Consider the following 13,775-nt stretch of genomic DNA (forward strand, 5'->3'; position numbering starts at 1 on the left):
GACGTTTAAGGAGTAGTTATGTCGAATTCACTCAAGCGCAGTAAAAAAGCCGCTCTGATCCTGATGGTACCCACCGCAACTTTATTGTTGGCTGGTTGTGGCAGCGAAGAGCCGGTCCAAACTGCGGTGTATCAAAACGCCGAAGAGTGCGCGGCTTTTTACAATCCGCCGGCTGAATGTACTGCCGAATTTGCCAAAGCGCAGGAATTGCATGCGCAAGTGGCACCGAAGTATCAAAGTAAAACTGAGTGTGAAACCGATTTTGGTGCTGGCAATTGTGAGACGCCAGCAACGGCCGCGGTCAGCACAGATCCCAATGCTCCGGTGCAACAGCAACAAGCCAGCTCCGGTTTTTTTATGCCAATGATGATGGGCTTTTTAGCAGGTCAAATGCTGAACCGGGGTGGCGCGGGTCAGGCTGGATCACAAAAGTCGGTGCCCACCCAACCGTTGTACAAATCGCGGGATGATCAAAGCACCTATCGTACGGCCAGCAATCAACCGGTGGCGCGTCAATCCGGGGTTACCTCGGTGATGCCATCACAGATGCAACCAAAGGCCGGTAACGTGGTACGTCGTGGCGGTTTTGGTGCACAAGCCCAGCAACGTCAGTCGATGACGAGTGGCGGTTAATGCTTTATGAAGAAAATTGCGATAGAACAACGCCCGGGTTGGCGCGAATATGCCGAAAGTGTTGGTTTTGACTTCCACACTTTTGACGGCGAGCCCTACTGGGATGAAACCGGTTATTACCAGTTCAGCATGCGTCAGATTGAAGACGATTTAGAAGCGCCAACCGAAGAACTGCACCAAATGGCGTTGTCGCTCATCCCGGACATTCTGGCGGACGAGCAAAAGCTGATTGCGCTGGATGTGCCGCCTGCTTATTGGGATTGGCTGGCTGAATCCTGGCGCACCTCACAACCACATTTATACGGTCGTCTCGATTTAGCCTACAACGGCCAAGGTCCGGCGAAATTACTGGAACTGAATTACGACACGCCAACCTCGTTGTTTGAAACCGGTTTTTTCCAATGGGTGTGGTTGGAAGATCAACAAATGCGCGGCCGGTTGCCACAAGGCGCCGATCAGTTTAACTCGTTGCAGGACAAACTGGAGCAAGCATTTGCCAGCATCCCGCTGCGTCAGCCCTGTTATTTCAGCAGTGTTGATGGCAATATTGAAGACAAAGGCACCATCAATTATCTGATGGATATCGCCAGTCAGGCCGGCATTGATACCCGTTATCTGCCGCTGGAACAGCTCGGTGAAATTAATGGCCAACTGGTCGATAGCCAGAATTATCCGATCCAAGCGATGTTTAAGCTCTATCCGTGGGAATTTATGCTGCGGGAAGACTTTGGTGCGCATTTGCTGACGTCAAATACCCAGTGGCTGGAGCCAGCCTGGAAAATGTTGTTATCAAACAAAGGCATCCTGCCGCTGCTCTGGCAAAAATTCCAGAATCACCCGAATTTGCTACCCGCGTTTTTCGAAAATGCTGACAGCAAACCTTTGGGTCAAGGGTGGGTGCGCAAACCTTTGTATTCCCGCGAAGGTGCCAACATCGAACTGATTGACCCGCAAGGACAACGTTTGGTGGTGGATGGCCCTTACACTGACGCGCCTTTTATCCGCCAGGCGTTTACGCCACTACCACAGTTTGATCAAAGTTTTACCTTGATCGGTTCCTGGCTGGTCGGTGATGCGGCCGCTGGTATTGGCATCCGCGAAGATGCCACCTTAATTACCAAAGATAGTTCGCGGTTTTTACCGCATATTATTTTGGATTAGTTTTATTTTGGATTAGATGTCGCGCTGCCTTTCTCGAGCTCTGTTATACCGGCTGCCAGGCCGTTGAGCAAAAAGGTAATTTTGTTTGGCTTTTCATCTGTCGCGAAAAAACCGACATGCATGACAGGCTGGTCGAGAATGGCAGCACGCATTTCCGCAGACATTTCAAACACCGCTTTACAACCACCAGGTAAACAGACCGTCATTGGCACTTCGGTGCGGTATGGGCCAATCGCAACGCCAATCGGCTTTTGCAGATAAATCCCTAGTGGAAAATTGAGCTGTACCAAAATTGCTTTTGATTCCGTAACTTTTGCCATCTGCACCGCAAATCGCACACCAGGTCTGGCCGGATCGGTCAAATTTTGCGTTAACACACAAGTTGGCTGACAAAACATTTTCCAGTCGCCAAAAGTGGTTTCATTGGCTTGCACTGCTGCCGAAGTCAATAAACCTGCTCCAAACAAACTCGCCCCAACCACACACTGGCTTAGCAATTTGAAAAAAGCATGATGATGATTAGTCGCAGTGGTTTTGAATTGATTGATCACAATGAGTCACCTGTGAATTGAGAACATGAAGACAGCCCGATAAGTGCGACTGTATATACCCGTCATCCTTGAAGATTCGGGGTTGTTGGCCGCCTTCACTCACCCCAGTCACATAGAACTACTATGCTCCTGGGGATTCGTTCAGTTGCCGCCTACCCGAATCTTCAATGATTTTGGGTATATTTACTGATTCAAAAAAAGAAACCCTGTCATAAACAGGGTTTCTTCGTCAATACGTAGACCCTTCATCCTTGAAGATTCGGGGCATATATCGCAGCAGATTATGCAGCTTTACGTTGACGGCGGCTCATGGCTAAACCAAACAAGCCCAGGCCCAACAACAGCACTGAAGCAGGAGCTGGTACATCTGTTGGATCTGGCAGTGCTACACCACCAACACCAGAGAAACCGAAGATAAAGGTTGGTGTGGTTTCACCACCATTATCACCAGTACCGTCCTGATTTGCATCCCAGCCAGACCAGCCCAGAGAGTACACTTCAGCACCAACTTCACCTAAGGCATTTAAAGCAGCTGTTTTGTTACCAGCAGCGCCGTAGAAAATATCAAATGTATACGTACCACCGGCCACTAAAGCGCCGAAGTCAAAATCGAAGTTTGCACCGTGGTCGGTTGGACCAGCAGCAACGAAGTCACCGTTGAATGCGCCTGCACAACCAGCCAGTGGATTTGAACTACAGAAACCATTGTTGTTTGCCGCCAGTACCGCAGTTGCAGCTGCAGTGCCACCGATAGTCACATATTCATTAAATGGTGATGGATCCGTATCCCAGTCGAAAGTACGACGATACAGCAGATTGTTGATATCTGCACCGCTGGTATTTTCGATGGTGACTTTTACCCGGAATAAATTAGCCGTTTCAGCAGCCAGCGCAAAAGAGTGGGTAATTTTTAATGCCGAACCCATCAGAGTGGTTGCACTGGCAGTGCTTGCAGTAGAGCTGAACGAATCCACTGATAAACCAGCTGTGCCAGTAGAATTATTTGCATAACCAGAGGTATTGTTATCAGCGATAGCGACGCCCCAACCTTCACACCAGCAACCATGCGAAGTTGACTCATATTCGCCATTGGCGGTTAAATAACGTAAACCAACTGCGGTAGTACCGGTCACTGAACTAACGCTGCCGCCGATGTTGAGGTTGCCGTAGTTATCAACACCTAATTTTACATTGCCGTCAGTGATGATGGCACTGGCATTTGCCTGCGCCATAGCGCCAAGCAGAATTGCCGTTGCGGTGAAAGTTTTAATGAATTTCATAGTAATGTCCTTTGCTGCCTGTTTGATGCGTAAGTCGGCTTGTACTGTCAATCAGTATGGCTCGCCAGCACCCTGTTACAACGCTGAAATTGCAGCATCCATGCCAACACTTATCTAATTGATTTAAATCAATAATTATGGAAAGCAAATATACTCTGTAATATTTATTGACACCTGTAAACAAAATGAAAAAACCATTTCAGGTACATTGTTTCTATAATAAATCCACAATTCTCTTTGTTGGCACTTCGCTGTCTCAACAGCGTTATTTCGTAAAACAAAACACCAATATAGATACCCAAAATCATTGAAGATTCGGGTCGACAGCCACTGAGCAAATCTGGAACGTCAGTCCGACCCGGAGCTTAGTCGTTCCATATGATGGGGGGCGGACTGACGGCGCCGTGAGCGAAGGCAGCCCCCCACACTTCTTCAAGGATGACGGCTATACATCAGTGACTGCTGATTTTCTCTGCCAAATATCCCGTTACTTTTCATTCGTCTGTCCACATGTCAAAAAATCATCATAAAAATATCACGAAATTAGCATCATTTTAATTTTGACAACGTTGTCATTTGTTTCATGTTAGTGCGACCACCAAATGCTGGAGCAATGGACTGTTGGATGTCAGTGGTGGACATACCAAAAAAAGCAACAGGGCTTATTGCCCGTTCAACACCACAGGCAGGAACAATGTTATGAACACTTTAAAATCTATCGGTCGCAGCAATTTGCTGTTGCTGGCGTTATCTGCGTTATCAATCAGCCCGCAGCTAATCGCGGCACCGGCACAACCGGCCAAGCCCAGCCTAAACTGGCAGGAAACCAATCTCACGCTTAATAATGGCAGCGTCAATGTACCGATCGGCTGGAATATGTGGTGGGGAACCAACGGCAATCAATGGCAGCTTAGCCAGAATGGCGTGGTGGTGCATACCGCGGCTTTAACAGCAAACGGCCAGAATGCGCAAAGCGGCACTAAATCGGTCGCGGTGACTGCAGCAGGGACTTACGACTATATCGTCAGCTTATGTAACGTGGTCGGCGCCGAGCGCAGCTGTACCGCCAGCGACAAAAGAACCATCAAAGTCACCGGCTCTGGCGGGCCTGGCACACCAGGTGGTTTTGATCCCTGGACCCAGCTGAATTTCGCCGGCTGGCCCAAGCCGATGCAACAGCAAAACGTACCTTATCAAAATACCAGCAACAAAATGGTCGGTGGCTATTTTGTTGAGTGGGGCATTTATGGCCGCAACTACCATGCTTATGATATTCCGGCCAAAAATCTGACGCACTTATTCTACGGTTTTATACCGGTCTGTGGCCCTAATAGCTCATTACAACGCGACAATCCACAAGGCTACAGCGCGTTACAAGCACAATGTCAGGGTAAACCCAATTACACCGTGGTGGTACACGACAAATGGGCTGCGCTGGATAAAGGTTATGCCAATGACAAATGGGATCAACCGATTAAAGGCCTGTTCGCCGAAATGTACCGGCTGAAAAAAACCAATCCACACCTGAAAATTCTGCCATCGGTCGGTGGCTGGACATTGTCCGATCCGCTGTACGCCATTGGCACCAACGCCACCCACCGCGCCACTTTTGTTGCTTCAATGGTGCAGTTTATTAAAACCTATGATTTCTTCGACGGTATCGACATCGACTGGGAATTCCCGGGTGGTGGTGGCGCCAACGAAGCACTGGGTTCGCCGCAGGATGGTGCCGGTTTTGTGCTGTTGATGCGTGATTTGCGACTGGCACTGAACACGCTCAGTCAGCAGACCGGCCGCACTTACCAACTAACAGCTGCGATGAGCGGCGGCGTGCCGAAACTCAGTCAGGTCGACTGGGAAAGTGCCCATCAATACATGGATTACATCAACCTGATGACGTACGACTACTACGGCGCCTGGAATGGCACCTTAGGTCATATGGCAGGTTTATATCCAAATCCAAGTTCACCGCTGGCTGGTTTTAGTGCGCAGGAAGCGGTGGATCATTTGCTAGCCCGGCAGGTACCGGCTGGCAAAATCACCATCGGCGCGGCGATGTACGGCCGGGGCTGGAAAAACGTCGCCAATGTCAGTGGCAATAATCCATTTACCGGCTCTGGTGGTGAGGGTATCGCCGGCAGTTGGGAAAAAGGCATTGAAGACTACAAAAAAATCGAAACCCAGATGATGGGTGGCGTCAACGGCAGCGGTGCTAATGGCTTTGGTTTGTATTGGGATGACACCGGCAAAGCCAGTTTTGTCTGGAACCCGGCGACCAAAACGTTGGTCAGTTTTGACACCAAGCGCTCGGTGCAGGCCAAAGGCCAGTTTATCCGGCAGCGCAATTTAGGTGGCATTTTCGCCTGGGAGCTGGATGGCGACAACGGTCATATCCTGAACGCCATGCATGAAGGTCTCGGTCACCCGAAACAATAACAGCACCGATCGGCAACAGCATTCAGCGCTGTCTGGACGAAGCGCTGGTACCTGCTTAACGACTACCAATACATTCGAAGGTCTTTATGAAACATATTCAACAGTTAACCCTGCTCGGGCTTTGTAGCCTGAGTAGTTTCAGCAGCCTCGCCATTGACTGCAGCAATATGCAGCTGTGGAGCAGCAGCAAAGCTTACACCACCAATCAGCAAGTTCAGCACGAGAAAAAAGCCTATAAAGCCAACTGGTGGAACCAAAACCGTAACCCGGCAACTTACTCTAACCAATATCAGGAATGGAGCAAACTGGGTGATTGCGACGGCGTGGTGGTGAATCAACCGCCGCTGGCCAGTATCAGCGCGCCAACTGCCAATAGCGAATTTAGTAGCGGTAGCACCGTGGCTTTTGCCGCCAACGCCAGCGATGCTGATGGCAGTATCAGTAAAGTCGAATTTTACTTCAACGGTCTGTTATTCAGCACCGACACCAGCGCACCTTATCAAGCCAGCTGGACAGCGGTCACCGGCAATCAACAGCTGTATGTGATTGCTTATGATGATAAAAATGCCAAAACCCAAACCGCAGCAGTGCCGTTTAAAGTCAATGCGGTGAGCAACAACCAGCCGCCGGTGGTCAATGTCAGCGCACCGGCTAATGGCAGCCAGTACCGGGTCGGTGAAACGGTGTTATTCAGCGCTACGGCCACTGACGCCGACGGTACTATCGCCAAGGTGCAATTTGTGCTCGATGGTGTGTTACTGACCGAAAAAACCACGGCACCGTTCAGCACCAGTTGGACCGCCACCGCCGGTAGCCATAGCCTGAAAGTTAAAGCCATTGATAACCTCGGCGCTGCCAGCGAAACAACGGTCAGTTTCAGTGCGCAAAGCGACCAGACCGGTCACGATGCTTGCCGCCCAGATGGTTTGTATCAGACCACTGGCCTTAATGTGCCTTATTGCACCATCTACGATGCCAATGGCCGTGAAGTGATGGGGCCGGATCATCCACGGCGGATCATCGGTTATTTCACCAGCTGGCGTCATGGCAAAAATGGCATGCCAGCTTATCTGGTGAATCAAATTCCATGGCAGAAAATCAGCCATATTAACTACGCTTTTGCTCATGTTGATGCCAGCAATAAAGTATCAATTGGTAACCCTACTGATGTGGGCAATGCCGCCACCGGTATGGAATGGCCAAATGTCGCAGGTGCCGAAATGGACCCGGCCTATAGCTACAAAGGCCACTTTAACCTGTTGAATAAATACAAAAAGCAGCATCCACATGTCAAAACGCTGATTTCGATTGGCGGCTGGGCTGAAACCGGTGGCTTCTTTGACGACAGCGGCAACCGCGTCGCCAGCGGCGGGTTCTATACGATGACCACCAATAGTGATAACAGCGTCAACGTCGCGGGTATTAACACCTTCGCCGACTCCGTCGTCACTTTCCTGCGCACTTACGGTTTTGATGGCGCCGATATCGATTACGAATATCCGGCCAGTATGAAAGATTCCGGCAACCCGGATGATTTTGCCATCTCCAACCCACGCCGCGCCGGTTTAATGGCGTCTTATCAGGTGTTGATGAAAACCCTCCGTGAAAAACTCGACGCCGCATCAGTGGCCGATGGCAAACACTATTTGCTGACGATCGCCTCGCCGTCGTCCGGTTATTTGCTGCGCGGCATGGAAGTATTTCCGGTGACCCAGTACCTCGATTACGTCAACATTATGAGTTACGACTTACACGGCGCCTGGAACGACCATGTCGGGCCGAATGCAGCGTTATTTGATGACGGTCAGGACAGCGAGCTCATTGCCTGGAGTTACTACAATGCCAGCCAATATCAGCGCATTGGGTACCTGAATACCGACTGGGCCTTCCACTATTTCCGCGGTGCGATGCAAGCGGGTCGCATCAATATTGGCGTGCCGTATTACAGTCGCGGCTGGCGTAATGTGGTGGGTGGCAACGCCGGTTTGTGGGGTAAAGCAGCACAAGCCGATCAAACTACTTGCCCACCAGGCACCGGTGGTTCACCACAAAATCGTTGTGGCGCCGGGGCTATTGGCATCGATAACTTATGGCATGACCTGGGTAAAAATGGCGCTGAAGTGCCAGCTGGTTCCAACCCGTTATGGCACACCAAAAACCTGCAGGACGGCAAGCTGGGTAGTTACTTAGCCGCTTATGGCCTGAACCCGGTCACCGATCCGGCCGATCAGTTGACCGGCGTTTACCAGCACAACTACAGCAGTACTTTGGTGGCGCCATGGCTTTGGAATAACAGCAAAAAAGTATTCCTGTCGATTGAAGATGACGAGAGTATCCGCCAGAAAGCCAACTACATTGCCAGTCGCAACATTGGCGGCGTGATGTTCTGGGAACTGGCTGGCGATTACAGTTATGACAGCAGCAAAGGCGAGTATTTTATTGGTGATGATCTGACCAGTATTTTCTATAACACGCTCAAATCCGCTGCGCCTTATGGCCATAAACGGGATCCAAAAGCGTTGCCAGTCAGCAGTTTAGATCTGCAGGTGAAAATTGACGGCTTTAAACTGGGCGATGCCAACTACCCGATCAACCCAAAACTAACCTTGACCAATAAATCCGGCCAGACCATTCCGGGTGGCGCCAAAGTCAGTTTTGATGTGCCGACCGCTACCGGTGATAACTTCACTGATCAAACCGGTTATGGCACCAAGGTCATCCAAAGTGGCAGCAATTCGGCTGGCAATAATATTGGTGGCCTGCAAAACGATTTCCACCGCGTTGAACTGACCATCCCTGCCCACAGCCCGCTGGCCAATAACGCCGCCGTGGTGCTGACGCTGAACTACTACCTGCCGATGCCGATGCCATCGAACTGGCGGGTGGCGGTTGGTAGTCAGAACTTCGCGCTGAAACAGGAATATTCGCAGCTCCCTGCCGGCACTATTAGCGGTGGTGGCGGCGATACCGGAGGCTCTTGCGCCGGAGTGCCAGTCAACGTGCCGGAATATCCAAACTGGCCACGGGGCACCCATGCTGCTGGCGGTGACCATATCAGCTACCAAGGCAAAATTTACAAAGCCAAATGGTGGACTACATCGGTGCCGGGCTCGGATGGTAGCTGGCAGTTTGTCTGCGATAAACCAGCGCCCTAAGCCCGCTTAAAACACCCCTAATGCTTCAGCCCATGCGACAGAACATGGGCTTTTCTGATAAGGAATATTCCGATGAAAGTAACTCAATTATGCAACCTGACCGTAGCGGTTAGTACGCTGCTGCTTAGCAATCTGGCCTGGAGCCATGGTTATGTTGAATACCCCAAAGCACGGCAACAAATTTGTAAAGACGACGGTGGTTACTGGTGGCCAGCCGATGGCTCTGGCATTGCCAATCTGGCGTGTCGCAGCGCTTATCAAAAGTCTGGTGGTTATGCGCTCACGCAACACCATGAATACTCAACCAATGTGCCGGATTACGGCAATATGACTGCGGTCAAAGCCGGTATTAAAAACGGTCTACTCTGCGCAGGCGGCGATCAGCGTAAAGCCGGCATGGATTTGCCTTCAACCCACTGGCAAAGCACGATTATCGATGTGAAAACAACGCCAACCTTAAAAGTCCGATTTCGCGCTACCACACCACACAACCCCAGTTTCTGGCAGTTTTACCTGTCGAACCCGGATTACGATGGTGCAACAACTGCATTAAGCTGGGAAAAGCTGACACTTATTCATCAACAAAACGATGTGCTGGCACAAAGTGGTTATTACGAAATTGATGTCCCCATGCCAAAAAGCCGCAGCGGCAAAGCGGTGCTGTATACCCGTTGGCAACGGCAGGATGTGGTGGGCGAAGGTTTTTACAACTGCTCGGATTTGCAGTTGGTCAATGGCGATACACAACCCGCACAGTGGTATGACAAAGGTGCTTATCTGACGGCAGCGCAGCTGGGTAAAGTCGGCGAAAAGGCGTTGTTGCGGCTGTTTGATGCACAGGGCCAGGAGCAAATTCAGCAAAGTCTTGAGATCAATGCCAGCAATGTTGCTAATCAAGCCTGGGCGTTGGAACTAGCCAATCAAATCAACACTTTGCACGGGTCCACGCTGCAAATTGGTTTATTACAAAACGGTGCTGTTGCCTTACAAAACGCTGCCACTGCCAACCGGCTTTATGTCCGCGACGCCAGCGTATTTGTGAATCTGGATTTAAAACCAGCCAGCGGCGGCCTCACTTGCGGTGGCTTAGATCCGGCGAAAATCTTCGCCTGGCCGAATTGGCCAAGAATGGATCATGCCGGTCGCCCTAGTTATGCAGATAAAAACGATGTGATGTCGGATAGCGGTAAAGTCTATCGGGCGAAATGGTGGACGCAGGCGAAACCGGGCAGTGACGGCAGCTGGGATTTGGTGTGCAGCTTGCCGCTATAACAACAAGATGACTGCGCAGCTGGCCTGTTGATTGCTGCTGCGCCCTCTATGTGCATAGAGTAAAAATGACAACTCATTGCCCAGGCAACTGCCAATGATGGTCAGCCGCGGATCTGACTGGTACACTAACGCCAATTTTAATGCTGACAATACCGACCTCATTCGCCAAAGGCTTCAAATCGTCAGCCAATATTAGGTTAAATTTTGCTTATGATCCGAAAGGCAATTTATAAAAAACTTCAATCACTCAAAGTTGCACTCACCAAAAAATCGAGATTAGCAAAGCTAAACCAGATGTCAGAAAATGGCTTTCCGCCACATATGGTTTCAGCAGTACGATTCCTGATCAATGGCCAACTAGATGCTGAAGCTAAAAAAGTAGCAACTTTTGCCGAACAACGCCGTCAGCACATCGCGGCTCAGGGCGACACACCGGTAGAAATCTGGTATTCACCAAAACCAGGCAGCGTCATTGATCCGGAATCACGTCCGCTACCAGGCAAAGTGCTGAACTATACAATGGGCAAAGTGGCCTTTACCGGAAAGAACCGAAAATGGGCTACAGCTCTGCATTTAATCAGTCGAGAATTTCAGTCAACTTCAGGCATCGAACTGGGGACCTGCGTTGGTATTTCAGCGATTTATTTGGCTCGCCATGCAAAAATGCAGCAATTTATTACAGTTGAAGGCTCAGCAAGTCTCGCGGCGATTGCCCGGCAGTCGCTACAGGATTTGCCGCAAGTCCACGTTATTAATCAATTATTCGATGAAGCAATTGATACACAGATCGTGCAATCCGGCACCCTGCTGGATTTAGCTTATATCGACGGCCATCATGAAAAAATCGCGACCATACATTATTTTGAGCGGTTGCGTCCATTCCTGAAAGCAGGTGCCGTGGTGTTATTTGATGATATTTCCTGGTCCGCCGATATGCGCGAAGCATGGGACCTGATCAAAGTATCTGCGGCTTTTTCGCATGCGATTGACCTCGGCGCGGTGGGAGTTTGTATTCTTAAAACAACTACCGAGCAGCCAGATACCATACCGCACTACTGGAATTTACAACCCTTGGTCGGTAAATTCCCAATCGGCCAACCACACGGCTGGAAAGATTAACCCTGTCGAACACCGCAAATACGATGACTCACAGCAGCTGTCAGGCAGCTCCTGACAGTGTGCTGCATGTTGCGATTAAGGTTTACGACCACCGAATAACAGCAATAAACCGCCAATGGCGACAGCGCTAACCCCGGCCCACATTGGCACGTTAATGGTTTCTTTTTCTTCGACCGATAACTCGATACTACCCAGTTTTACGGCGGTGGTATCTTTGGTGTAGCTAAAACCACCGTAGGCCAGCGCGATGGTGCCGCCGACCAATAACAGGATGGCGATTAATTTAAGCAGATTCATTAGTTTGACCTTTTTTGATGCCAAATCATTTGCCTGCGTCGGCGACGCGACAACTGAAAGACCGTTTCAGTGGAACACAGTCTGGCGAACTAAGCTATCACAGCCAGCTTAGAAAATGATTTCCGCTTGAACACCCACACCACACCAAGCATATTCATGCAATAAAATCAGATAAAACCACAAAAATTCGCTGTAACAAAATTTGGCGCAATCCGAGATGAAGTCATGGCAACCACATATAACCGGCGCAAAAAACCATAAATTACTGTTGGATATTTATCCACTTTTCATTTAAAGTGCGCGTCATTACCTGTCCCGCCACAGATCCGGTGTTCTGACCCTGCCGTCAACACTGTCGCGGTGATTTTCCACTACACTGTGTTCATTCTAATGTCATATAAAAGCCTTATGACTTGAACAACTTAACCAGAAGGAACCAAACAGAGCGTGCGTACCACTGAAATAGTTGATGGATTTCGCCAGTCGGCACCTTATGTCAATGCACACCGTGGCAAAACCTTTGTGGTGATGCTCGGTGGTGAAGCGATGATCCAACCGGGTTTTCGTAGTATTATCAATGACATTGCTCTGTTAAACAGTCTCGGTATCAAAATTGTGCTGGTGTATGGCGCCAGACCGCAAATTAATCAGGCGCTCGAGCAACATGGCCTCGCCGCGCAATACCACAATCGCATTCGGGTCACCGACGATGATTCCTTCCGTCTGATCAAACAAGTGGCCGGTGCGCTGCAGCTGGATATCACCGCGCGATTGTCGATGAGTTTGTCCAATACCCCCATGCATAACGCACAAATTAACGTGGTCAGTGGCAATTTTGTCATCGCGCAGCCGTTGGGCGTCGATGAAGGCATTGATTACCACCACAGCGGCCGCGTGCGTCGCATTGACGTGGCCGGTATTCGCCGCCAGCTGGATCAAAACTGTATTGTGCTGATGGGGCCCGTTGCAGCCTCGGTCACCGGCGAAAGTTTTAACCTGACCGCCGAAGAAATTGCCACCCAGGTCGCGACCAAACTACGTGCCGATAAAATGATTGGTTTTACCGACATTGGCGGCATCGTCGATGAAATGGGAGAGATCATCGCCGAATTGATGCCAAACGATGCTGAAAAAATCATGCTGGCATTGGAAGAACAACCTGGTGCCTGCACTGCAACTTTAGCCTTTTTGCATGCTGCGATCAGCGCCAGCCGCGCTGGCATTCCACGTTGCCATTTGGTCAGTAACAGCATGAACGGCGCTTTACTGCAGGAACTGTTTTCACGGGATGGTATCGGTACCCAAATTGTCACCGAAGCCGCTGAACGCCTGCGCGCCGCCACCATCAACGACATCGGCGGCATTCTGGATTTGATCCGGCCGCTAGAGCAACAAGGTTTATTGGTGCGGCGTTCGCGCGAACAGCTGGAAATGGAAATTGACCAGTTTGTGCTGATTGAACGCGATGGCTTAGTGATTGGTTGCGCCGCGCTTTATCCATTCCCGGAAGAAAATGTCGGCGAATTTGCTTGTCTGGCGGTGCACCCAAATTACCGCGATGCCGACCGCGGCACTTTGCTATTGAAAAACATTATTCAACTGGCCCGGCAGCGTAAATACAACACCTTATTTGCGCTCACCACCCGCAGTATTCACTGGTTTTTGGAACACGGTTTTGAGCTGAAAAACGTCGAAGACTTGCCTGAGAAAAAGCAGCAGCTCTACAACTATCAGCGCCGCTCGAAAATTCTGGCGCTGGATTTAACCTGAGTTCTATTCGGCGTACTACCGCTTGCGCGGTGAGTACGCCCTACGCAAGCATCTGATTTGTATAAAAAAGTAGGGCGGACTCACCGGAGGTAGTCCGCCAT

At 50.2% G+C, this 13,775-nt stretch carries 10 protein-coding genes; 7 read left to right on the forward strand and 3 right to left on the reverse strand.

Translation table 11 applies throughout. The features are described from left to right. Window positions 1-18 precede the first annotated feature (18 nt). Together EOE67_RS12970 and EOE67_RS12975 are read left to right on the forward strand one after the other, a co-directional pair. Complete coding sequence (locus EOE67_RS12970) at window positions 19-633, forward strand: DUF1190 domain-containing protein (RefSeq protein WP_127699554.1); 615 nt, start codon at window positions 19-21, stop codon at window positions 631-633. A 6-nt stretch (window positions 634-639) separates the two neighbouring features. After that, complete coding sequence (locus EOE67_RS12975) at window positions 640-1,794, forward strand: glutathionylspermidine synthase family protein (protein WP_127699556.1); 1,155 nt, start codon at window positions 640-642, stop codon at window positions 1,792-1,794. A gap of 2 nt (window positions 1,795-1,796) precedes the next feature. Here EOE67_RS12975 and EOE67_RS12980 read toward each other — a convergent pair whose 3' ends face one another. Both EOE67_RS12980 and EOE67_RS12985 read right to left on the reverse strand, forming a co-directional pair. Next, a complete protein-coding gene (locus EOE67_RS12980; RefSeq protein WP_127699558.1) occupies window positions 1,797-2,345 on the reverse strand; it encodes an invasion associated locus B family protein in 549 nt (182 codons plus the stop codon). A gap of 281 nt (window positions 2,346-2,626) precedes the next feature. Beyond that, window positions 2,627-3,625 carry a PEP-CTERM sorting domain-containing protein gene (locus tag EOE67_RS12985; RefSeq protein WP_127699561.1) on the reverse strand — a complete coding sequence of 333 codons (999 nt, stop codon included), beginning with the start codon at window positions 3,623-3,625 and terminating at the stop codon, window positions 2,627-2,629. Between the two features lie 699 nt (window positions 3,626-4,324). Between EOE67_RS12985 and EOE67_RS12990 the strand changes: the two genes are divergently transcribed. The 4 genes from EOE67_RS12990 (at window position 4,325) to EOE67_RS13005 (ending at window position 11,607) form a co-directional block, all read left to right on the forward strand. After that, a complete protein-coding gene (locus EOE67_RS12990; RefSeq protein ID WP_127699563.1) occupies window positions 4,325-6,061 on the forward strand; it encodes a glycosyl hydrolase family 18 protein in 1,737 nt (578 codons plus the stop codon). An 86-nt stretch (window positions 6,062-6,147) separates the two neighbouring features. Then, window positions 6,148-9,216: a glycosyl hydrolase family 18 protein gene (locus EOE67_RS12995; protein ID WP_127699565.1), complete on the forward strand. Its 3,069-nt coding sequence runs from the start codon at window positions 6,148-6,150 to the stop codon at window positions 9,214-9,216. Between the two features lie 72 nt (window positions 9,217-9,288). After that, on the forward strand, window positions 9,289-10,488 hold the full coding sequence (locus tag EOE67_RS13000; RefSeq protein WP_127699567.1) for a lytic polysaccharide monooxygenase: 1,200 nt from the start codon (window positions 9,289-9,291) through the stop codon (window positions 10,486-10,488). A gap of 519 nt (window positions 10,489-11,007) precedes the next feature. Then, window positions 11,008-11,607 carry an O-methyltransferase gene (locus EOE67_RS13005; protein ID WP_164852327.1) on the forward strand — a complete coding sequence of 200 codons (600 nt, stop codon included), beginning with the start codon at window positions 11,008-11,010 and terminating at the stop codon, window positions 11,605-11,607. A gap of 75 nt (window positions 11,608-11,682) precedes the next feature. Here EOE67_RS13005 and EOE67_RS13010 read toward each other — a convergent pair whose 3' ends face one another. Continuing rightward, entirely contained in the window at window positions 11,683-11,904 is a 222-nt protein-coding gene (locus EOE67_RS13010) for a hypothetical protein (RefSeq protein WP_127699573.1), read from the reverse strand. Window positions 11,905-12,351: 447 nt separating this feature from the next. Between EOE67_RS13010 and argA the strand changes: the two genes are divergently transcribed. Further along, entirely contained in the window at window positions 12,352-13,674 is a 1,323-nt protein-coding gene (argA, locus tag EOE67_RS13015; RefSeq protein ID WP_127699575.1) for an amino-acid N-acetyltransferase, read from the forward strand. The last annotated feature ends 101 nt before the right edge of the window (window positions 13,675-13,775 follow it).

This window comes from Rheinheimera riviphila (genome assembly GCF_004005945.1).
Classification (GTDB): Bacteria; Pseudomonadota; Gammaproteobacteria; order Enterobacterales; family Alteromonadaceae; genus Pararheinheimera; species Pararheinheimera riviphila.

Excerpts from the sequence above, each read along its gene's own strand:
- EOE67_RS12970 (WP_127699554.1), top strand. The coding sequence starts at position 19 with ATGTCGAATTCACTCAAGCGCAGTAAAAAAGCCGCTCTGATCCTGATG.
- EOE67_RS12975 (WP_127699556.1), top strand. The coding sequence starts at position 640 with ATGAAGAAAATTGCGATAGAACAACGCCCGGGTTGGCGCGAATATGCC.
- EOE67_RS12985 (WP_127699561.1), bottom strand. The coding sequence starts at position 3,625 with ATGAAATTCATTAAAACTTTCACCGCAACGGCAATTCTGCTTGGCGCT.
- EOE67_RS12990 (WP_127699563.1), top strand. The coding sequence starts at position 4,325 with ATGAACACTTTAAAATCTATCGGTCGCAGCAATTTGCTGTTGCTGGCG.
- EOE67_RS12995 (WP_127699565.1), top strand. The coding sequence starts at position 6,148 with ATGAAACATATTCAACAGTTAACCCTGCTCGGGCTTTGTAGCCTGAGT.
- EOE67_RS13000 (WP_127699567.1), top strand. The coding sequence starts at position 9,289 with ATGAAAGTAACTCAATTATGCAACCTGACCGTAGCGGTTAGTACGCTG.
- EOE67_RS13005 (WP_164852327.1), top strand. The coding sequence starts at position 11,008 with ATGGGCAAAGTGGCCTTTACCGGAAAGAACCGAAAATGGGCTACAGCT.
- EOE67_RS13010 (WP_127699573.1), bottom strand. The coding sequence starts at position 11,904 with ATGAATCTGCTTAAATTAATCGCCATCCTGTTATTGGTCGGCGGCACC.